Raw genomic sequence first — 21,148 nt, 5'->3', positions numbered from 1 at the left:
CATATTCACATATCATGAGTTAAGAACCGTTGTGGAAAGGGGAGGGGAGATGGGACAGCCGAAAGAAAATCATATCGGACATCTGATTAAAGAGCTGCTAAAAAAGCGATCGCTTTCAATGCGAAAGCTCAGCAGCCTCTCCGGAATGGACGCCGCGACAATCTCGCGGATCGCTAACGGCAAGCAGCAACCTAAGCTTGTTCATCTAAAAGCTTTTTCCGAACATCTCGATATTTCACTTGATAAATTGATTGAAGCCTCGGGTTTTCAAGTTCATGGCAAAAAAGGACAAAACGGTACCGAGGTCCTTGGCTCTCTTGACGCCATGCTGGAAATGTTAGGGGCATCCAAGCTGTACGATCCCCAAGAGACGAGGCAGCGTATTGAACAGGAATTGAACAAATATGAGCAATATGCGCTGACAGAGGAAGGACACAGCATCATTTGTGAGGAATTCGACAACAAAGTAAGCCAGGTGAATGGAGCCGGACCGTTCATCAATCATTTGAAAAAAATGCACGACCGCTATTGTGACAATGCTACTTCTGAAAAAGACCGATCCGTTCTGGGGAGTGCGCTCCTGTATTTTATCCTGTCTGCGGACATTATTCCCGACTATACGTTTCCGATCGGCTACCTGGACGACGCCATCGCTGTTCACCTTGTATTGGACCGGCTGAATCATCGGGACGACACAGCATAATCCAATTTCCCCTGAATATTTGCCCGGCAACGTTCCATACTAACCAATATCAATATAAAAAGGCAGGTAGCAAAAGAGATGACAAAAACCCTTTACATTACCGCTCACCCGCATGACGAAAGGGCATCATACAGCATGGCGGCGGGGAAAGCTTTTATCGAATCTTACAAAGAAGCGCACCCGGATGATGAAGTGACACACCTTGATCTCTATCGGGAAAACATTCCGCAAATTGACGCGGACGTCTTCAGCGGCTGGGGAAAATTGCAGTCGGGATCGGGCTTTGAACAGCTTTCTGAACACGAAAAGGCAAAAGTCGGCCGTTTGAATGAGCTGAGCGAGCAATTTATCGCGGGAGACAAATACGTGTTTGTCACGCCGCTTTGGAATTTCTCTTTTCCGCCGGTGATGAAAGCGTACTTTGATGCGGTCGCTGTAGCGGGAAAGACGTTTAAATATACCGAGCAAGGACCGATCGGGCTGTTAACCGATAAAAAAGCCCTGCACATCCAGGCGAGAGGCGGCTACTATTCGGAAGGGCCGGCTGCGGAACTTGAGATGGGGCACCGCTATATCAGCATCATGATGCAGTTTTTCGGAGTGCCGGAATTTGAAGGTTTATTTATAGAAGGGCATAATGCAGAGCCGGATAAAGCCGAAGAAATTAAACGAAATGCAATTGCCCGGGCCAAAGAATTGGGCAGGACTTTTTGAAAAAACCGCGGATATGATCCGCGGTTTTGTTTTATTCGTTTAAGAACACCGTTTGATTCGTTTCGCTGCTTTTTTGCGCAGCTTCGATGATGCGGATGACGTCGCGTCCTTCTTCCGCCGTGACAGGCAGACTGCCGCCTTCAAGAATACTTGAAGCAAGCTGCTTGTAATAGGTTAAGTATGAACCGGGGAGCGTTTCCACGGTTTCCTTAATGACCTCGTCGCCTTCGACTGTGGCCAGTTCCCCGTAATATTCGGGTTGATCGGCTCCCCACTCATCGCCTGCAGGTTTTTGACCCGCTCTGAGTGCATCCTCCTGGCCGTCGATACCGTATTTGATAAAGCTTCCTTTTGAGCCGTGGATTTGGTAGCGGGGACCGTTGGCCGGAACAATCGAACCCGAGTGGAGAATCACTTGGCGCTGATCATAGTGGAGGACGACATGGAAGTAATCGTCTGTTTCCGCATTGGCTCTTTGAGCGGTCACTTGAGCGGTGACGCTGTTCGGCATGCCGAATAAATGAAGCGCCTGATCGATCAAGTGTGAACCCAAATCGTACAGTGCGCCTGAGCCCGGCCCTTTCTGCTCTCTCCAGCGCTGTCTGACATTCGGCCGGAACCGGTCGTAGGAGGCGTGGAATGTGTTGACCTCTCCGAGGCGCCCTTCTTTGATAAGCTGTTTGATCGTCAAAAAGTCGTTATCCCATCTTCGGTTGTGGTAGACGCTGAGAAGCACGCCTTTTTCTTTCGCGGCATTGATCAGTTTTTCCGCTTCTTCCGCCGTTGCCGTCATCGGTTTTTCAAGGACGACATGCTTTCCGGCGCGGATGCACTCTTTCGCCATTTCGTAATGAAGGCCGCTCGGCGTAGTCACGATGACGAGATCAATGTCCGGGTCATTTGTGATGTCTTCGATCGAGCTGACGGCTTCTGTTTCGGGGAGGTCTTGTTTGACTTGTTCTTTTCTTGAAGTCATCACCTTTCGAATCTCATAATCTTCTAACACAGATAATAAAGGCGCATGAAACACCGAACCTGACAAACCGTATCCTAATATCCCTGTGCAAACCTTGTTCACCATTCATTCTCCTCTCCCATGTTCGTTTTTAATATGTAATCAACACACCTTTATTTTACCCTGTTTGCCTATAGGAACAAACCTAAAGACCTTTTTCAACCGGGGAACGGAAGATTTTGTCACAATTTTGTTCAATTTGAAGAGGTGTCCGGTTATCGTTAAAAACAAAAAGAGGGGATTTTGAAAATGGAGCATGATTTGGGCGCTTTTATGAACAGGGATTTGGCTGTCGAGCCGGCATCAGCTGAAGGAAGCTTGAAAAATCTTTCGTTTGCGGTAAAGGATGTGTTTGCTGTAGAAGGCCATACAAATGCGGCGGGAAACCCTGATTGGCTGAGGACGCACGAACCTGCCGAAAAAAACGCGGAAGCCGTCGACTTGCTGCTGGGTGAAGGGGCAAGGCTTAAGGGTGCTGCACACACGGATGAGCTGATGTACAGCCTTGACGGAGAAAATGTCCATTATGGAACGCCTGTCAATCCTTGTGCAAAGGACAACATTCCTGGGGGATCTTCAAGCGGTTCGGCCGTGGCGGCAGCCTCCGGCATGGCCGATTTTGCTCTTGGGACAGACACCGGGGGTTCTGTCAGAATCCCTTCTTCCTACTGCGGAATTTTCGGATTTCGGCCGACGCACGGCGAGGTGCCGGTTGATGGTGTCATACCGCTGGCGAAAAGCTTTGACACCGTCGGATGGATGTCAAAAGATATCGGCGTTCTTCATGCTGCAGGCCGCGTCCTGCTTAGCGGACAGGAGGAGGCAGGGGCTTGTTTCAACCGGATTTATTTTGAAAAAGAGGCGTGGAGCCTGCTTGAAGAAAGCGACCGGACACAAGTATACGCTCATGCATTAAGCCTGATAGACGGCGAATTCGACTGGTGTGTTGCCGCTGACGGCGGCCTCGCGGAATGGGCGGAGATGTTCAGGGTGCTGCAGGCCCTGGATATTTGGGAGGAGCATGGAGCTTGGATCGAGCGCACAAATCCGGTGTTCAGCCCTGGAATCGCAGAAAGATTTGAATGGGCGTCAAGTCTTAGGAAAAGCGATCATGAGCATGTTTTTATGAAAAGAGAAGCGGTGAAAAGGAGACTGTCGGAATGGCTCGCGGAAGACGGCTTGCTCGTCACTCCAACTGCTCCCGGCACGCCGCCGCTCCGCGGGCTGCCGGAAAACGAATTACATGAGAGAAGGGCGCGCACAATGAAACTGACATGTATTGCCGGGCTTAGCGGGCTTCCGCAGATCACCGTTCCGCTACCGGCAAAAAACGGCAAGCCTTTGGGGCTTTCATTCATCGCCGGCCGTAAACAGGATCTGAAGCTTCTGGCTTGGACTGAAAAGCACGTGTTATCTCTTCAAGTATGAGGGAAGCATATGCTGCGGATCTTTTATGCTTTTTTGCTTGCTTCAATTATTGTTAACTGGTAAACTATTAAATAGTTAACCGGTTAACGATGATGGAAAGGACATGATGATCGTGGAAAACAAGACGTATGAGCAAGCATTTCAAGCCGTTCAGGATTTTATTCTCAAAAGAGAAAAGCGGGCTCAGCATGAACAGCAGACGCTCGTAAAGGAAGCTTTTCAAGAAGACGACAGCATCCGGAAGCATTGGACACTGACCCAGCTTCACATGATCTCGCTTATCAGCGAAAACGAGGCAGACGTCAACAACGCTTTCCTGGCAGCAAAACTTCAAATATCAAAAGCGGCAGTGACAAAAGCGGTCAATGTGCTCACAAAGCACGGGATGATCGAATCGCACAAAAAACCGAACAACAACAAAGAATTGTATTACACATTAACAGACGAGGGGAAGAAACTGGCCGACGTTCATGACAGGATGCACGAAATTGCAAAGCAGCGCTATATCGAGCTGTTTGATCGGTTTTCCGAATCCGAGCTGGAAACCGTCATCCGCTTTTTAAACGAATGGTCAAAACACATTTAATCAAGAGGAGCAGCGAATGAATAAAAGTGAAGCCCAACAGTTTTTAAGCAGCATGTATCAGGACATCTTGAGTGAAATGAAGACTGAAAAAATTCCCGATTATTTCAGCGAGAATTATGTTCAAGTAACCGACGGCAGTCAAATTGACCTTGTGCAGTTTAAAGATCACATGAGGACGCTGAAAAAGGTTGCCCGCACCATAACGGTGTCGCCCTTTCATGAGTTTTTGTTTGACGAGCGACTGCAAAGCGCAGCGGTCAGGTATACGGTCAATGTTGTCAAAACAAACGGAGACCGGGGGAGAATTGAAATCATCGCGATGTTTAAAATGAATGGTTTTAAAATCGTTCAATGCCACGAACTTTCACATGCGATCGAAGGTAAGGAGGATTTTGAAGAGCTGGCGAAGATCAGTGAGGCGGCAATTGAAAAAGCCTCCTCTCGGGAGGAGAAGGCTTTTTCACAAGATTAATGTTTGGTATCAAACTTGATATTGAGCGAGACGGGTCCGCGTGTGTAAAGGCCTGTCTCGCGGTAAACGAAGTCTTCCTCCAGCTGGATATTCTTCAGCTGATCCAGGACGATATTTGCGACAAGCTCGATTTCCGTCTTCGCAAACCCCGCTCCTACACAGTTGTGGACGCCTGAACCGAATGCGAGATGCCTGGCTGCGCCGCTGAATGCGCTTTTGACTTCCAGATCGCTGCGATGGATGTTGAACTCGTCTGGCTTCTCAAACGCTTCAGGATCGCGATTTGCCGCGCCTATCATGCAAAATACAGTCGTCCCTTCTTTGAGCTCGACTCCGCCGATCACCGCGTCTTGTGAAAGCTGGCGCGGAATGAGCTGCACCGGCGGCTTGTAGCGCAGCGTCTCTGCGATGGCCTGAGGCAGGAGCGTGCGGTCATCCAGCACATCATTCATTTGATCGGGGTGATGAAGCAAATGATAAATCATTAATGCGAGCGTCTTGTCCGCCGGTTCTGTGGCGGCAAGCAATATATTGAGAATCAGCGCGCGGATGTCCCGGTCAGACATCGCCACTCCCTCGTATTCGGAAGTGCAAAGGATGGATATTAAATCATGTCCGGGGTTTTTGCGCCTTTCCTCGATAATCGGATTCAAATATTCAGCGAGCTGTTCACTGCATTTGAGGGAATACTCCCGGTCCTCAGGCGCCTGATTCAAACTGGTAATGAAATCGGCGACGCCGCTGTGCCAGTTTCTCACTGTTTGGTGGTCGTTCTTGTCCAAACCTAAAATGTCCATCGTCACACAAACGGCGAACGTTTTGCCGAAATCATTAACAAGGTCGATCCGCCCTTTCTCCAGATGAGGAGCCAAAAGCCTTTGTGCATTGTCTTTAATGAGCGGCGTGAGGTGATCAAGGGATTCCCCGATAAAACGGCGCAGAACGATTCTCCTTTTCGCCGTGTGCTCTTTGCCTTTCATTTGGGCGAGCACAGGTCCGCGCATGACGGGCTCGGCCCGTTTGGCAAGCGATTTCGTTGTAAAGACGTCCTGATTCTGGAGCACGCGGCGCACATCCTGGTAGCGGCTGATAAAATAGCTGTCCAGCGATTCTTCATAATGGACGGGATCAGATTCCCGAAGGTATGAGAAATATTGATACGGATTCTCGTGATATTGTTCTGACAACACGCTGAATGTTTTTAGCGATTGATTCATACTCGTTCCTCCTGCATGCTTTTAGATTCCACACTTTCGTCCGATTCGGAAACCATAAGATATCCTTGATTCGGGCGCATTTTGACGGCAAATTCATGACGGGAGATCTGTTCGCCGAGCTTCCATGGACGGTGATAAGCAAGAAGCGTCTCTTCGACGCCTAAAATATCAGGGGCGGCGATGAAAAACGGAAGTTCAGCGATGACGTATTCAACAGCCAGCTCCAGCATGGCGGCGCTGACCTCCCGGACATCCATCCGAATGCCCCTGGCCCGTCCGAGGATCGCCGCATGCGACATCTCCAGGCAGGCTTTGCGAAAATGCGGCTGGTCAAAAAAGGCGTCTTCGACTTCCATCCGCAAACGCTGGTATACGGTCTGGTTCGCGAAATCGGAAAATGTATGGATGGCCTCGGGATTGCCGCCATGCGCTTCCAACGCCTTTTCAGCAAATCTCCGGTTCCGCGAGACTTCTTTCCTGACTTTCCGTTCGGCCTTCCCATTCGGGGTGCCAAGCGCTTCGAGAAGGTTGGCTGCTTCCTTTCCGGCTAAAAGCACGGATACATGGTGAAACTCACGGACGGCCCAGCCGATAAGCCGATGAATATAATCTTCGGAAAATCGGCTGTTAAACGGGCTGATGCCAACGAGAACATGGCGTCTGCGTTTTAGTATTTCATTGCAGTTTCGGGTAAGAGTTTCAGTTTTGAATGGCCGGTGTTTGCTCTCCATTGTAAGTTCTGTCATTGATTTCCTCCTTAACGGACATAGAATGACTTCTTTTGCAATCAATGATGGATACGTGCGGTTTATCGAGCTGGGAATAGGCTGGTCTCAACTTCACGATGAATCGAGAAGAATACAGCGATGGTGCGGGTCATGATGAAGGGGTATCGCATTTGTTCAATTGTTAAAGCAGAGCAAGAGTTTGAGCTCAAAATCAGGCAAGGTACAGCATGAAAGTTTACTAGTAAACAATAGTCATTTTATCCCTAACTTTTCCAGTTGTCAACACAAATCAAATTCAAAATATGAAAATATTCGTAACGTTTTTTGCAAATCTGAGGAATTTTGATCAGGATGAACCTTTTTTAAAGGCGTTTTTTGAGTAAAGGAACCCGATAAGTAAAAAATATGTAAAAAACTTTAAAGCTGCAGTAAGAAATGTCCGTTGACATTGATAAAGGGGTCATCTACAATTAATATTGTTAACTGGTAAACGATATTAAAGAGATTGTTAACGAATAAACAAAAACAAGGCAGGCGGTTTGACATGAGACCAATGAAATTAAATGCTTCTTTCATTATGTATTTTGTGTGTATCAGCGCCTTTTTCGCATCGTTGAATCAAAATATTTATTCACCCATCATTCCGTTAATCAGAGATTCGTTTCACGTTTCCGTATCGATGGTCAACCTGTCCGTCTCGCTGTTCATCTTCATTACAGCTGTGATGCAGATCATTGTCGGCTCAATTGTCGATTTTAAAGGAGCGAGGTTTGTGATGATGGCGAGCATGATCGTAACGGTCATTGCCACAATCGGCTGCGCCGTCGCCCGGGACTTTGGCCTGTTTCTTTTTTTCAGGGTGCTGCAGGCTTTAGGGACGGCAGCGCTTCCATTAATTGCGGCAACCACAATCGGTTCTCTGTTCCAGGGAACGAAGCGGGGCAGTGCGATGGGGACTTATCAAATGCTGCTTTCCCTTGCACCGGCAGCGGCGCCTATTCTCGGCGGTTTTATCGGGGAACGTTATAATTATCCGGGGATTTTTTGGTTTTTGACGGTATTGTCTGTTCTTTTGCTTTTCGGAAATGCGTTTTGCTTTCCGCAGAGCCATGCGGAGAAAAAGACCAATCTCAGCGCGGGCAGCCTGTTGTCGCATTATAAGGACATTTTCAAAAACAGGACGGGAAATGCCGTTTTGATATTAAGCTATCTTCTTTTCTTTATTTATTTTTCAGTGATCGTATATTTGCCGATTTTGCTGACCGATCATTATCACCTTGATCTGCAGATCGTCGGCTTGCTGTATTTGCCGATAGCCGTCAGCACGGTTGCCGGCAGCGTGCTGTTTAAGTGGATACAAAAGAAATTGTCGCTCAGACGCCTGTTTCTGATCGGCAATCTGACCGCCGCGGGCAGCGTCGTCTGTTTTGGCTTTACCCACTCGTTTTCACTTTTCGCCATGTCGGCGGCCCTCGTTCTTTTCGGCGTTACGATGGGGCTGATCCCGCCGCTATTCTCCACGATGATGGCAAATGAATTTGAGGAGAACCGCGGCAGTGCGATGGGCATGTTTAATTTTATCAGGTATACGGGAATGGCCTGCGGTCCCGTTATATCAGGCGTGTTATTAGGAATGTCATCTTCTGTTTTCGTTTTCGGCTGTTTCGGCATCGTCTATGCCGCGGCCGCCCTTTTGATGATCACGGTCATGCGGAAAGCAGCTCAGACAAAGACGCTGCAAGAACCAAACAAAAAAGCTGCCAGGTCTTAAAGCCGGGCAGCTTTTTTTTATTACAGATCCGTTCTCCACATTTCTTCTTTCACTTGTCTTTTCTCAGACACAAAGGCGAACAACGTCAGCGTCATTCCGCACATGGTCATAAGCGCACCGCCTGTGGCAAGGTATGTGTAGGACTCTGATGCATTAAGAATGAGTCCGCCGATCCATGCGCCGAGCGCGTTGGCCAAGTTAAATGCAGCGATGCTGACAGAGGTGGCGATCGTTGTTCCGTGTTCAGACGCAGCCACGACCTTTGTTTGCAAAAGGGGCACCGTTCCGAAAGCGCCGGCTCCGAATAAAAACGTCACGATGATGGCGCCGGCAGGGTGTCCGCTGACAAAAGGGAAGGCCGCAAGGATTGCCATGAGCGCGATCATCAATCCGATCATAGAGCGGGTTAACAGGTGAAACGGCACCTTTCCGGCGTAGAAATTGCCGACGACTCCGCCAAATCCGTAGGCGAAAAGGGCGGCTGTAATGCCGAGGCTGCCGAAACCGGCAGAATGCCGCAGCATCGGTTCAATAAACGTGTAGGCGATGAATACGCCTGAATACCCGAAAATCGTGATAGCAAAAGAGAAAAGAACTTGTTTATTTTTAAACACATCCCATTCATGGATCAATTTAGGGACGACTTTCGGTTTTCTGTGCGGCACCGTCAGCCAAATGCCGGCGAGGCCGATCAATCCGAGGCATGCGATCATCAGAAAGACGATCCGCCAGTTGAAAAGGTCGCCTAAATAAGAACCGAACGGAACGCCGAGCATCAGGGCGATGGTCAAGCCGCCGTTCATTGAAGCGGCAGCGGCGGCCCGCTTTTCGGGCGGTACCATTTCGCTGACGAACACCATCGTCGTTGCAAAAAATGTGCCATGAATGGAAGCGGATAGGATTCTTGAGATCAACAAAACGGTGAAGTTCGGCGCCAGGAAACTGAGCGCATTCGACAGTACAAACACACTCATCAAGCCGAGCAATACCGGTTTTCGCGGCATTTTTACCGACAATATGGTGACGATCGGCCCCGTCAGACAAACGCTTCCCGCATATGCCGTTACCAATAAGCCGGTAGACGAAATCGGAACAGAGAGATCCTTTGAAATGGAAGTCAATATACCCATAACGACATACTCTGTAAAGCCGATGGAAAATGTGCAAATCATAAAAATTGCGATGATCAGTTTGACTGGTGCGTGCAGTGTTTTATTCATCCTGACCCCTCCTTTTAAAAAACATGAGTTTATATATTAAAAGATTAAAAGCCGATTTTCAACCGTTTGTTGCGGATCAATATGTTCCCCAAACGGTATGCCGGCGGGACAAAAAGCGCCATCAACATGATGCCAGCGCTTTCTTAAAATCTGACATTTTATTTTCAAAATCAAAGGTTAAAACATTCCACATTCCTGACCCCGACGGCCGCCTGCTGTTGGGGGTTTTTTATTTATAGACCGATTGAAACAGCTCTATCATAAAATGGTTTCTAAAAAAGCGCTTACAAAACAAAACAAAATATGTTACTCTTTAAACAAACATATTCAAAAATAAACAAACAAAAACGGAGTGATACGTATGGTGGAATATTTATGGTCAGAAACTGAGGCTGCATCGCTGCTTCCGGGTCTTGACGAACTCGTCTACCGTTCCAACCTGATCGGCTCTGACCGCTCGGTCTGCAACTGGGGCGGGGGAAACACATCGATGAAAACGACGGAAAAGGATTTCAGGGGCAGGGACATCGAGGTGATGTGGGTGAAAGGCAGCGGCTCGGACTTGGCGACGATGTCAGCGGGTCAATTTACCGGGCTGAGGCTCGATGATATTCGTCCGCTGATGGAACGGAGCAGTATGACCGATGAAGAAATGACGGCATATTTGTCCCATTGCATGATGGACGGAAAGCACCCGCGGCCGTCGATCGAAACGCTTCTTCATGCTTTTTTGCCGTTTCCGCATGTCGATCACACCCACCCCGATGCGATTATCAGCATCTGCTGCGCTGATAATGGAAAAGAGATCGCAGAGGAGATATTCGGCAGCCGCTTTGTATGGGTGCCTTATGTCAGACCGGGCTTCGCTTTATCGAAGATGATAGCAGAAGGTGTGAAAAACAACCCGAATGCAGAGCTTGTTTTAATGGAGAAGCATGGGCTCGTCACGTGGGGGGAAACGGCGAAAGAAAGCTATGATCAGACGATTGCCGTGATTCGCGAAGCGGAAGCATACATTAAAAGCCGTTCAGAAGATCATCAGCCGTTTGGCGGACAGATGGTCGAGCCGCTTGCACCGGAGGAGCGGAAACGGATTTTAGCCGATATCTTGCCGATTATCCGCGGCGCTGTCAGCGGAGAGAAACGCATGCTGCTCACCTGGTGCGATGCTGACGATGTACTCGAATTCACGAACAGCAGGCGCGCTCCGTCGCTTTCACAGGTCGGCGCCGCTTGTCCGGATCACCTTGTGCATACAAAGCGGACGCCTGCCTATATTCCGTGGAATCCCGCTGAACAGGACACAGAGAAGCTGGCCGAACGGATCAAAACCGAGATTGCTAGGTTTAAAGAATCGTATGCCGCCTATTTTCAACGAAACCGGCGTGAAGGAGACGAGATGTTTGAACCGGCGCCGCGCGTGATGCTAATCCCGGGAATCGGCATGGTGGCAGCAGGTAAAAGCCTGGCGATGGCAAAGGTCAGCCGAGATTTATACCGGCGGGCGATTGCTGTCATGAAGGGAACGGAAGTCCTTGGAAACTTTGTATCTCTAAATGAGGAAGAATCCTACAATGTCGAATATTGGCCGCTTGAGCTTTATAAATTAACGCTTGCTCCGCCGGAAGCCGAATTTTCACGCAAGATCGCATTTGTGACGGGAGGAGCGGGCGGAATCGGCAGCGAGACCTGCCGCCGCCTTGCTTCAGAAGGTGCGCATGTTGTGGTTGCTGACATTAATATAGAAGGTGCAGAAAAAACAGCCGCAGAGATTAATGAACAATACGGTGCGGAACGGGCTTCCGCCGTCCGCATGGATGTGACAAAAGAAGAGGACGTTCAGGCGGCCTTCGAGGAAATCGTCCTTAAATACGGCGGGATCGATATTCTCGTCAACAACGCGGGGCTTGCGACATCCAGCCCGCTTGATGAAACGACGCTCGAAGAATGGAATTTGAATATGAATGTACTTGGAACAGGATATTTTCTCGTCGCCAGAGAAGCTTTTAAGCAAATGAAAAGACAGGGGTCAGGCGGCAGCATGGTGTTTGTCGGCTCGAAAAATTCCGTTTATGCAGGCAAAAATGCTTCGGCATACAGCTCTGCAAAAGCGCTTGAGGTTCATTTGGCGAGATGCATCGCTGCTGAAGGCGGACCGTACGGAATCCGCGCGAATTCAGTGCTTCCGGATGCGGTGCTTCAAGGGTCGGCCATCTGGGACTCCAAGTGGCGCGAAGAAAGAGCCGCCGCCTACGGGATTGAACCCGACCGGCTTGAAGAGCATTACCGCAAACGTACGACTCTTTCCGTCAACATTTATCCCGCCGACATCGCCGAAGCGATCGCTTATTTCGCTTCAGAAAAAACGGCAAAAACGACGGGATGCATGTTGACGGTTGACGGGGGAGTGCCGGCCGCATTTTCAAGGTAATTGGAAAGGAGCGGCTTCGGCCGCCCTTTCAGAAAACAAAGGGGGAAAAGGGAGATGAAGGGCGAGACCCATTGGATCATACCGGACGGTTTTATTCCTCCGGAAAGTTCCGGAAGCTTGACGAGCCATGAAGCGATTTGTGTTTTAAATTGCCATGAAGAAGACGCAAACCTTGCGATTACAGTATACTTCGAAGACCGTCCGCCGCTCGAAGGCATTCCCGAGACGGTTCATGGCAAGAGAACGAAGCATATTCGCACAAGTTCTTTGCATCGATCAGGAGAACGCATTCCTGAAAATATTCCTTATGCGATCGAGATCGCAAGCGATGTACCTGTGATCGTCCAGTACAGCCGGCTGGACACAACCCAGCCAGAACTTGCGTTAATGTCAACCATGGCATATCCGTTAAAAACAAGGGGGATGGGTGTACATGATGAATGACCGGGCTTACGCTTTATTTGAAGAACAGCAGAAAGACCGGGGCATCAGCCTTTCTGAAGTAAAGGAAAAATTGAAAGCGCTTAAAATCGAGACGCCTTCATGGGGATACGGGGATTCGGGCACGCGCTTCAAAGTGTTTCAGCAAGAGGGCGTACCAAGGGATCCGTTTGAAAAAATGGAAGATGCATCAGTCGTTCACAAATTAACCGGAACTTGTCCTTCCGTCGCCATCCATATTCCGTGGGATCAAGTTGATGATTACGGAAAGCTGAAAGCGCACGCCGAACAGCTTGGCCTTGCAGTCGGCGCCGTGAATCCGAACTTGTTCCAGGACGATGACTACAAATTTGGAAGCGTCACAAATGTTAAAGCGGACATTCGCCAAAAAGCGACTGAGCAATTGCTCGAATGCGTCGATATTGCAAAACAAACTGGCTCCAAGGAAATCAGCCTCTGGCTTGCCGACGGAACCAACTATCCCGGTCAGGGCGACATCAGAAAACGTAAAAACTGGATGTATGAGTGTCTGGCCGAAGTATACGAAGCGCTTGCCGATGATATGCGGCTCTTGATTGAATACAAGTTTTTTGAGCCGGCTTTTTATCATACAGACCTGGCGGATTGGGGGATGGCTTACAATTTGGCGCAAAAGCTCGGTCCGAAGGCCGAGGTGCTCGTCGACACCGGCCACCATGCCCAAGGGACGAACATCGAGCACATTGTCGCTTACTTGCTTGACGAAAAACGTCTCGGAGGCTTTCATTTCAACAGCCGCAAATACGCTGATGACGATTTGATCGCAGGCGCGCACAACCCGTACGAACTGTTTCTCATTTTTTATCAAATTTTGGACGCCTGCCGCGATTCCGACCCGAATGTCCGGAAGACGGCCGAACATATTTCGTATATGCTTGATCAATGCCATAATCTCGAACCGAAAATTCCGGCTGTACTGCGCTCTGTCATGAATGTGCAGACTCAATTTGCAAAAGCGCTTTTGATCAACTTCGATGATGTGAAGAAAGCGCAGGAAGATCATGACGTGCTTGCCGCAGAGGCTGCGATCCGCGAAGCATTTGAAATTGACGTCAAACCGCTCCTTTACGCCGTGCGGGAGGAAATGAACGTCCCGCCTGATCCGCTCAAGGCTTATGCGGAAAGCGGTTATGCGGAAAAAATACTGGCGCGAGGCAAAGGCGGTGCAAGCTGGTGACGATTCTCGCTTTTGATCTTGGTGCGTCGAGCGGCAGAGCTTATGCAGGTCATGTAGACGGCGGTCTGATCAAAGCGGAGGAAATTCACCGTTTTCCAAATCAGCCCGTTCAGGCGGGAAAACATCTTTATTGGGACATTCTCAGGCTGTATCATGAAATCAAACAGGGCATTTTAAAGGCGAAAAACGGCTGCGGACGAATCAGCTGCATCGGAATCGATTCATGGGCGGTTGATGTCGGCTTTCTCGATCGTAACGGAGAGCTGCTGGGGAACCCTTATCATTACCGCGACCCTTACACGGACGGAATGATGCGGGAGGTGCTGAATGAAATCGGAAAAGAAGAGCTGTTTTCCAGAACCGGTATTCAGCTTTTGCCGTTCAACACCATCTTTCAGCTCCGGGCGCTGAAAAAAGCGAATTCTCCGCTGTTGGAACACGCGGAAACGCTTTTAATGATTCCTGATTTGCTGCGCTATTTTTTAACGGGTGAGAAAAAAAGCGAGTTTACAAATGCGACAACAACTCAGCTGTTCAACCCGAAAACGTCTGACTGGGATTGGGAGCTCATCAGCCTTATGGGGCTCCCGGCCAATATTTTTCCTAAGGATATAGCAAAACCCGGAAGCGAAGCGGGGAGGCTGTCACAATCAGTGTGCAGCGAATTGTCGGTGCCTGCCGTACCGGTCATTGCCGTCGGCGAACATGACACGGCTTCTGCAGTTGTCGGCATTCCCGCTGAAACGGAAGACTTTGCATATTTGATTTGCGGCACCTGGTCGCTGATCGGAACCGAACTTGACACTCCGCTGATGACAAAACAGGCGCTCGATTGGAATTTTACAAATGAGGGCGGTGCCGGCGGCACATTCCGCTTTTTAAAAAACATTATGGGATTGTGGCTGTTCCAGCGCTGTCAGGCTGATTGGGAAAAAGACGGGAGCCGCTATTCGAGCGTCGAGCTTGTCAAACTTGCCGGACAGTCGGAAGCATTCAGGTCGGCGGTTGATCCGGATGACCCGGTGTTTCTCAATCCCGTGCATATGCCTGAGGCGATCAGGGAGTACTGCCGTGCAACTGGACAGCATGTTCCGGAAACGCCCGGACAGGTGATCCGCTGCGTGCTGGAAAGTCTTGCATTTAAATACCGGTTCACGCTTGAACGGATTGAAACATTGACAGGAAAAGAATATGACGGACTTCACATGGCGGGCGGAGGGATTCGAAATGAACTGCTCTGTCAATACACGGCGAATGTACTGGCCAGAAATGTATGGGCCGGACCGGCAGAGGCAAGCGCCATCGGCAACATTGCCGTACAGGCCATCGCGCTCGACATGTTTTGGGATATTCAAAGCGCCCGAAAAGCGATCAAAGCTTCCTTCCCTCAAAAAACGTATGTACCGGAAGATACAGAAGCGTGGGAGGCGGCATACCGCCGCTATACAAGTCAGATTCTCGGCGCCGCTTCCCGCTGAAAACATTTCCTGTATCGGCGCTGATGCGCTATCATGAAAGTAACAGTGACTTTTACCAAAAAAGGAAGGAAGTAAACGGATGCTTGTAGCTGAAAGACACCAAAAAATCGTCGAGCTTGTCAATCTGCGCTCGAGCGTACGCGTCACAGAACTGAGCGAGCTTTTTTCTGTCACGGAAGAAACGATCAGGCGCGATTTGGAAAATCTAGAGAAGGAAAATAAGCTGAAAAGAAGCCATGGCGGCGCGGTCAGCGTGCAGACTGAAGAAGCAGAAGTGCATTTTCGCGAGCGCGAAATTACAAACGTAAACGAAAAAAAGATGATTGCATTTGAAGCCGTCAAGCACGTGAAAAGCGGGGAACGGATTATTCTTGATGCGAGCACGACGGCGTGGTACATGGCAAAAGCGCTTGAAAATATCCCGCTGACCGTCATCACCAATTCAGTCAGAGTCGCGATTGAACTCAGCAAAAAAGAAAAGGTGACGGTTATTTCAACTGGCGGGATGCTGCTGCCGCAATCGATGTCATATGTCGGCCCTTTGGCTGAGCGCTCCCTTGATATGTATCACGTCAACAAAACATTTCTGTCTTGCAAAGGCGTCGACCCTGCGAGCGGTTTGAGCGATTCAAACGAAATGCAGGCTCTGTTGAAAAAACGAATGATCGAGATTGCGGACGAAACGATTTTGATGGCGGACAGCAGCAAATTCGGAACCCGTGCTTTTTCGCAAATCGATCGCCTTCATGACGGATACAGGATCATCACAGATTCAGGAATTGACAAAGCAAACCTTGCCCTCTTGAAAGACATAACAGAGACCATCACGATCGTCGGCTGAAACCAAGCTTTTCAAGCACTTGATTTTAAAATCAGGCGCAAATGGGATAAAATAGAAGAGTGAAAATGGAAAGGAGATGTTTTTGATGGCGAAAAAGATTTTGATCGTAACGGGCGACGCAGTTGAAGCGCTGGAAGTGTATTATCCTTATTACCGCTGTCTTGAAGAGGGCTATGAAACGACGATTGCCGCACCGAAAAAGAAAAAGATTCATACGGTTGTTCATGACTTCCTGGATTGGGATACATACACCGAAAAGCCGGGCTATTTAATTGACGCGCATGCTTCATTTGATGAGATTGACCCGTCCGAATACGACGGCATCATCATTCCTGGCGGACGCGCACCGGAATTTATCCGGATGTACGATTCCCTGCTGAAAATCGTTGCTCATTTCTTTGAGGAAAATAAACCGGTCGGCGCGATTTGTCATGCGAGCCTGATTTTCACAAGCCTGAGAGAACATCTGAAAGGCCGGGAGCTGACGGCTTACATCGCCTGCAAACCGGAAGTCGAAGCCGCGGGCGCGACTTATGTCGAGGAGAAGCTTCATGTGGACGCCAACCTGGTCTCAGGTCATGACTGGTCCAATCTGCCGGAGTTTATGAGAGAATTTTTTAAAGCGTTAAACAAATAATATGCAGGGATGACCCCGCAGCAGTTCGGGGTTGTCTCTTTTTTTAGACATGTTCCGCTTCGCATTTTATAATGGTACCAATGGGGATCTTGGACAAAATATAAAGGAAAGAGAGGTGTTCCGATGGCAGATCATCATGAACACGCGTTAAATCCCAAAAGCTCTAAAGGAAAAGAACAAATCACAAACCGCTTAAAGCGGATTGAAGGACAGGTCAGAGGCATTCAAAAGATGATTGAAAATGACCGCTACTGCGTCGATATTCTCGTTCAAATCTCAGCTGTGCAAGCCGCGATGCAAAAGGTTGCTTTCAGCCTGCTTGAGGATCATACCCACCATTGCGTCGCAAACGCGATTAAAAGCGGTGAGGGAGAAGAAGCCATCGAGGAACTGCTTGATGTGTTTAAACGGTTTTCAAAATCATGAACGAAAAAAGAGAAAATCGTTTTCTTGAAATACCCTACAGGGGTATGGTAATATAAAACCGATCAATATCATCAAACCACAGGAGGTTTTCAATATGGAACAAAAAACACTGAAAGTCGAAGGCATGTCTTGCAACCACTGTGTTCAGGCAGTAGAAGGAAACGTCGGAAAGCTTGGCGGAGTGGAGTCTGTCAAAGTGAATTTAAACGAGGGCAAAGTCGAAGTATCGTTTGATTCAGGCAAAGTCTCGCTGAAGGAGATCATCGATACGATCGAAGACCAGGGGTATGATGTTGCAGGCTGATGTATACCTACAAGGGGTATATAAGGAGTGAAGGATATGGACGGACAAAAAGAAGCCACCCTCCAAATCTCTGGCATGACCTGCGCCGCCTGTGCGGCGCGGATCGAGAAAGGGTTGAAAAGGCTTGACGGCGTTCAGGACGCAAATGTGAACTTGGCGCTGGAAAAATCAAAAATCGTTTATGATCCGGGGCAAATCGAAGTCGGACAGCTGGCTGAGAAAGTCGAATCGCTCGGCTATCAAGTTCCTGCGGAAAAAGCCGAATTTGCGGTTTCCGGCATGACGTGTGCGGCTTGCGCCAACCGGGTTGAAAAGCGCCTCAACAAGCTGTCTGGCGTCAAAAGCGCCGCCGTCAACTTTGCCATTGAGACTGCGACAGTCGACTATCATGCTGGCGCGGTTTCGCCGGAGGAGATGATCGAAGCCGTTGAAAAGCTCGGCTACAAGCTCGAGCTGAAAAAAGACCGAACTGCGGACGGTCGGGCGGAACAAAGAGAAAAAGATATTCAGCGTCAAACCGGCAAATTTATTTTTTCAGCCATTTTGTCTTTTCCGCTGCTCTGGGCAATGGTCAGCCATTTCAAATTCACGTCATTTATATGGCTGCCGGGGATGTTCATGGATCCCTGGGTTCAGTTCGCGTTGGCCACACCGGTTCAGTTTATCGTCGGGAAGCAGTTTTACACTGGGGCTTATAAAGCGCTGCGGAACAAAAGTGCCAACATGGATGTGCTGGTCGCTCTCGGCACGTCTGCCGCCTATTTCTACAGCTTGTATTTAAGCATTGAAAGCCTCGGTACAAACCGGCATCCGGACGGCCTTTACTATGAAACAAGCGCCATCCTCTTAACTTTGATCATTTTAGGAAAGCTGTTTGAAGCGAAAGCGAAAGGGCGTTCATCCGAAGCGATCAAAAAGCTGATGGGGCTGCAGGCAAAGACAGCGACCGTCGTCAGGAACGGCGAAGAGATGACCGTGCCGATTGAAAACGTTTTGGCAGGCGACATCATGTATGTGAAGCCCGGTGAAAAAGTACCGGCAGACGGGGAGATTGTCGAAGGTCGTTCAGCGCTGGATGAATCGATGATCACCGGTGAAAGCATCCCTGTTGACAAAACGGTTGGAGATCCGGTTATCGGTGCTACAATCAATAAAAATGGATTTTTAAAAGTCAGAGCAGAAAAAGTAGGCAAAGATACTGCGCTGGCGCAGATTATCAAAGTCGTGGAAGAGGCGCAAGGTTCAAAAGCGCCGATTCAGCGGCTTGCAGACCGGATTTCCGGGGTTTTTGTGCCGATTGTCGTGGCGATCGCGGTCATCACATTTTTCGTCTGGTATTTGGCGGTTAGCCCCGGCGAATTCGGCACGGCGCTGGAAAAGCTGATTGCGGTGCTTGTGATCGCATGTCCGTGCGCGCTCGGTTTGGCAACACCGACATCGATCATGGCCGGATCGGGCCGTGCGGCTGAATTCGGAATTTTATTCAAAGGCGGCGAACATTTGGAGACGGCTCACCGCTTGGAGACGATCGTGCTTGACAAGACGGGGACGGTCACATATGGAAAGCCTCAGCTCACAGATGTGCGCCCTGAACCATGGATCGATGAAACATCGTTTCTCAAGCTTATCGGTGCTGCGGAAAAAAGCTCTGAACATCCGCTTGCAGAAGCCATTGTCGAAGGCGTTAAAAAGAGAGAGATAGAACCGGCCTCCGCAGACAGCTTTGAAGCGATACCCGGCTATGGTATCGAAGCCGCAGTCAATGAAAAACGGATTTTGATCGGCACAAGACGGCTGATGGAAAGCCGTGATATTGACATTCAAGAGGCGCACAGCGAAATGGAAGAGCTCGAAACACAAGGAAAGACGGCGATGCTTGCCGTCATCGACGGTCGGTTTGCCGGGCTGATCGCCGTTGCCGATACGATAAAAGACACGTCGAAGAGAGCGGTGAAAAGGCTGCATGATATGGGGCTTGAAGTCGTCATGATCACCGGGGACAACCGGCGGACGGCAGAAGCGATTGCTGCAGAAGCCGGCATTCAGCACGTCATCGCAGAAGTTCTGCCTGAAGGAAAAGCAGATGAAGTGAAGAAAATCCAGGCAAAAGGCAAAAAAGTCGCGATGGTCGGCGACGGCATCAATGATGCGCCGGCATTGGCGGCAGCCGATACCGGAATGGCGATCGGAACGGGGACTGACGTCGCCATGGAAGCCGCCGACATCACCTTGATCCGCGGCGATTTAAACAGCATCGCCGATGCGATCCTCATGAGCAGGCTGACGATTAAAAATATTAAACAAAACCTTTTCTGGGCGTTTGCCTACAACAGCATCGGCATTCCGTTCGCGGCCGTCGGGCTTTTGGCTCCGTGGATCGCAGGTGCCGCGATGGCGTTCAGTTCTGTCTCGGTCGTTCTGAATGCACTCAGGCTGCAAAAGGTGAAGCTTGATTGGAGGAATCCGTCTTGAAGGATAAGACAGTGCTCGTTTGGACGGTTTCGGCGGTTGTTTATGTAGGAATAGTCATGCTCGTATACAGCATATTGGCGCTCAGGAACCGATACCCGATGAAAAGCCTCATGACGGTCATGTTTTAGAAGAGCATAGCAGATGATTTGCTAAAAAGCTGGATGTTAATGAACATCCGGCTTTTTGTATTAGTATCTGTTATTGCTCATACACATCAAAATCTTTTCCTGAACGATTTCTTTCATGGCTTCTTTGGCGGGGGTCATATATTTTCTTGGATCGCTTGCATCGGTGTGTTCATGCAGATAACGGCGCAGTTTATCTGAAAAAGGAATTTTTAATTCAGTCGCGATATTTACTTTTGCACAGCCGAGCTTGATGCACTTTCTTACATCTTCTTGCGGAATTCCTGAGGCGCCGTGCAGGACGAGCGGAACTGAAACCCGTTTTTGAATCGCGGCCAGCCGGTCAAAATCGATATTGGGCTCTTTTGAGTAAAGCCCGTGGGCTGTACCGATTGCCACCGCCAGTGAATCGATTCCGGTTTTCTCGACGAACTCTTTTGCTGCATCCGGATCGGTGTAATAAGCGTCGGCTTCATCCACGATTAAATCATCTTCCTGTCCGCCGAGCCTTCCGAGCTCGGCTTCTACAGTGGCATCTTTTTGCCGGGCATATTGTACGACGCTCGCTACAATTGCGGTATTTTCGGCAAATGGACGGTGCGAAGCATCAATCATGACAGATTTTGTCCCTAATGATAAAGACTCGCGAATATCATCAATCTCTTCATGATGATCGAGATGGAGGGCGACCGGGATTGAGCAGCGCGCTGCGGCCGTTTCTGCAATCGCTTGAATATAGTCGCGGCCTGCATAGCTGAAGGTTCCGGGAGTAGCCGCAAGAATCACGGGGGACCTTAAGGCTTCAGCCGCTTCTGTCACGGCTTGCACGGTTTCAAGGTTGTGAATGTTAAAGGCCGGCACCGCATAGCCGTTTGTCTGTGCGTCCAACAGCATTTTCTTCGTATTTGTCAGCATATCGATTC

21 protein-coding genes are annotated in these 21,148 nt (G+C 49.3%); 16 read left to right on the top strand and 5 right to left on the bottom strand.

Going from position 1 to position 21,148, the window contains the following annotated elements:
• The first annotated feature begins 49 nt into the window (after positions 1 to 49).
• The gene (locus MHI30_RS18030; protein WP_075751401.1) at positions 50 to 703 is read left to right on the top strand and encodes a helix-turn-helix domain-containing protein; all 654 of its coding nucleotides are present in this window, start codon (positions 50 to 52) and stop codon (positions 701 to 703) included.
• A 78-nt stretch (positions 704 to 781) separates the two neighbouring features.
• Entirely contained in the window at positions 782 to 1,417 is a 636-nt protein-coding gene (locus tag MHI30_RS18025; protein WP_059232005.1) for an FMN-dependent NADH-azoreductase, read from the top strand.
• Between the two features lie 31 nt (positions 1,418 to 1,448).
• Here the strand turns inward: MHI30_RS18025 and MHI30_RS18020 are convergent, their stop codons facing one another.
• Positions 1,449 to 2,498: an oxidoreductase gene (locus MHI30_RS18020; RefSeq protein WP_075751400.1), complete on the bottom strand. Its 1,050-nt coding sequence runs from the start codon at positions 2,496 to 2,498 to the stop codon at positions 1,449 to 1,451.
• Between the two features lie 183 nt (positions 2,499 to 2,681).
• On the opposite strand from MHI30_RS18020, the gene MHI30_RS18015 reads away from it, so the two are divergent.
• The 3 genes from MHI30_RS18015 to MHI30_RS18005 all read left to right on the top strand — a co-directional run bounded on the left by MHI30_RS18015 (position 2,682) and on the right by MHI30_RS18005 (position 4,918).
• Positions 2,682 to 3,860: an amidase gene (locus MHI30_RS18015; protein ID WP_075751399.1), complete on the top strand. Its 1,179-nt coding sequence runs from the start codon at positions 2,682 to 2,684 to the stop codon at positions 3,858 to 3,860.
• A 103-nt stretch (positions 3,861 to 3,963) separates the two neighbouring features.
• Positions 3,964 to 4,446, top strand: a complete 483-nt coding sequence (locus MHI30_RS18010; RefSeq protein WP_202615189.1) for a MarR family transcriptional regulator — start codon at positions 3,964 to 3,966, stop codon at positions 4,444 to 4,446.
• A 16-nt stretch (positions 4,447 to 4,462) separates the two neighbouring features.
• Complete coding sequence (locus MHI30_RS18005; RefSeq protein WP_075751398.1) at positions 4,463 to 4,918, top strand: metallopeptidase; 456 nt, start codon at positions 4,463 to 4,465, stop codon at positions 4,916 to 4,918.
• Here MHI30_RS18005 and MHI30_RS18000 read toward each other — a convergent pair.
• Positions 4,915 to 6,135, bottom strand: coding sequence for a cytochrome P450, cyclodipeptide synthase-associated (locus MHI30_RS18000; RefSeq protein WP_075751397.1), 1,221 nt, complete (start codon positions 6,133 to 6,135; stop codon positions 4,915 to 4,917). The genes MHI30_RS18005 and MHI30_RS18000 overlap by 4 nt on opposite strands.
• Positions 6,132 to 6,881 (bottom strand): tRNA-dependent cyclodipeptide synthase, encoded by a 750-nt coding sequence (locus MHI30_RS17995; RefSeq protein ID WP_075751396.1) that lies wholly within the window; start codon positions 6,879 to 6,881, stop codon positions 6,132 to 6,134. Before MHI30_RS17995 ends, MHI30_RS18000 begins: the two co-directional genes overlap by 4 nt.
• 526 nt (positions 6,882 to 7,407) lie before the next feature.
• Between MHI30_RS17995 and MHI30_RS17990 the strand changes: the two genes are divergently transcribed.
• Positions 7,408 to 8,634 carry an MFS transporter gene (locus MHI30_RS17990; RefSeq protein WP_075751395.1) on the top strand — a complete coding sequence of 409 codons (1,227 nt, stop codon included), beginning with the start codon at positions 7,408 to 7,410 and terminating at the stop codon, positions 8,632 to 8,634.
• 20 nt (positions 8,635 to 8,654) lie between these two features.
• On the opposite strand, the gene MHI30_RS17985 is transcribed toward MHI30_RS17990, so the two are convergent.
• Complete coding sequence (locus tag MHI30_RS17985) at positions 8,655 to 9,854, bottom strand: MFS transporter (RefSeq protein WP_075751394.1); 1,200 nt, start codon at positions 9,852 to 9,854, stop codon at positions 8,655 to 8,657.
• A gap of 361 nt (positions 9,855 to 10,215) precedes the next feature.
• Here MHI30_RS17985 and MHI30_RS17980 point away from each other — a divergent pair, with 361 nt between their 5' ends.
• The 10 genes from MHI30_RS17980 to MHI30_RS17935 all read left to right on the top strand — a co-directional run bounded on the left by MHI30_RS17980 (position 10,216) and on the right by MHI30_RS17935 (position 20,228).
• Positions 10,216 to 12,285, top strand: a complete 2,070-nt coding sequence (locus MHI30_RS17980; RefSeq protein ID WP_075751392.1) for a bifunctional aldolase/short-chain dehydrogenase — start codon at positions 10,216 to 10,218, stop codon at positions 12,283 to 12,285.
• 54 nt (positions 12,286 to 12,339) lie between these two features.
• Positions 12,340 to 12,729 carry a sensory rhodopsin transducer gene (locus MHI30_RS17975; RefSeq protein WP_075751391.1) on the top strand — a complete coding sequence of 130 codons (390 nt, stop codon included), beginning with the start codon at positions 12,340 to 12,342 and terminating at the stop codon, positions 12,727 to 12,729.
• Complete coding sequence (gene rhaI, locus MHI30_RS17970) at positions 12,722 to 13,942, top strand: L-rhamnose isomerase (RefSeq protein ID WP_178388296.1); 1,221 nt, start codon at positions 12,722 to 12,724, stop codon at positions 13,940 to 13,942. Before MHI30_RS17975 ends, rhaI begins: the two co-directional genes overlap by 8 nt.
• Positions 13,939 to 15,420: a rhamnulokinase family protein gene (locus MHI30_RS17965; RefSeq protein WP_075751389.1), complete on the top strand. Its 1,482-nt coding sequence runs from the start codon at positions 13,939 to 13,941 to the stop codon at positions 15,418 to 15,420. The genes rhaI and MHI30_RS17965 overlap by 4 nt, the downstream gene beginning before the upstream one ends.
• 79 nt (positions 15,421 to 15,499) lie before the next feature.
• Positions 15,500 to 16,261, top strand: coding sequence for a DeoR/GlpR family DNA-binding transcription regulator (locus MHI30_RS17960; protein WP_075751388.1), 762 nt, complete (start codon positions 15,500 to 15,502; stop codon positions 16,259 to 16,261).
• An 85-nt stretch (positions 16,262 to 16,346) separates the two neighbouring features.
• Positions 16,347 to 16,898: a DJ-1/PfpI family protein gene (locus MHI30_RS17955; protein WP_003185255.1), complete on the top strand. Its 552-nt coding sequence runs from the start codon at positions 16,347 to 16,349 to the stop codon at positions 16,896 to 16,898.
• 123 nt (positions 16,899 to 17,021) lie between these two features.
• The gene (csoR, locus tag MHI30_RS17950) at positions 17,022 to 17,324 is read left to right on the top strand and encodes a copper-sensing transcriptional repressor CsoR (RefSeq protein ID WP_003185252.1); all 303 of its coding nucleotides are present in this window, start codon (positions 17,022 to 17,024) and stop codon (positions 17,322 to 17,324) included.
• Positions 17,325 to 17,418: 94 nt separating this feature from the next.
• Positions 17,419 to 17,628: a copper chaperone CopZ gene (gene copZ / locus MHI30_RS17945; protein WP_003185250.1), complete on the top strand. Its 210-nt coding sequence runs from the start codon at positions 17,419 to 17,421 to the stop codon at positions 17,626 to 17,628.
• A gap of 36 nt (positions 17,629 to 17,664) precedes the next feature.
• The gene (locus MHI30_RS17940) at positions 17,665 to 20,100 is read left to right on the top strand and encodes a heavy metal translocating P-type ATPase (protein WP_075751387.1); all 2,436 of its coding nucleotides are present in this window, start codon (positions 17,665 to 17,667) and stop codon (positions 20,098 to 20,100) included.
• Positions 20,097 to 20,228 carry a hypothetical protein gene (locus MHI30_RS17935; protein ID WP_256700593.1) on the top strand — a complete coding sequence of 44 codons (132 nt, stop codon included), beginning with the start codon at positions 20,097 to 20,099 and terminating at the stop codon, positions 20,226 to 20,228. The genes MHI30_RS17940 and MHI30_RS17935 overlap by 4 nt, the downstream gene beginning before the upstream one ends.
• Positions 20,229 to 20,288: 60 nt before the next feature.
• Here MHI30_RS17935 and MHI30_RS17930 read toward each other — a convergent pair whose 3' ends face one another.
• Complete coding sequence (locus MHI30_RS17930; protein ID WP_065644314.1) at positions 20,289 to 21,140, bottom strand: tagatose bisphosphate family class II aldolase; 852 nt, start codon at positions 21,138 to 21,140, stop codon at positions 20,289 to 20,291.
• Between the last annotated feature and the right edge of the window lie 8 nt (positions 21,141 to 21,148).

This window comes from Bacillus sp. FSL L8-0528 (genome assembly GCF_038593085.1).
Taxonomy (GTDB): domain Bacteria; phylum Bacillota; class Bacilli; order Bacillales; family Bacillaceae; genus Bacillus; species Bacillus paralicheniformis.
This window is presented reverse-complemented; position numbering and strand designations above follow the sequence as displayed.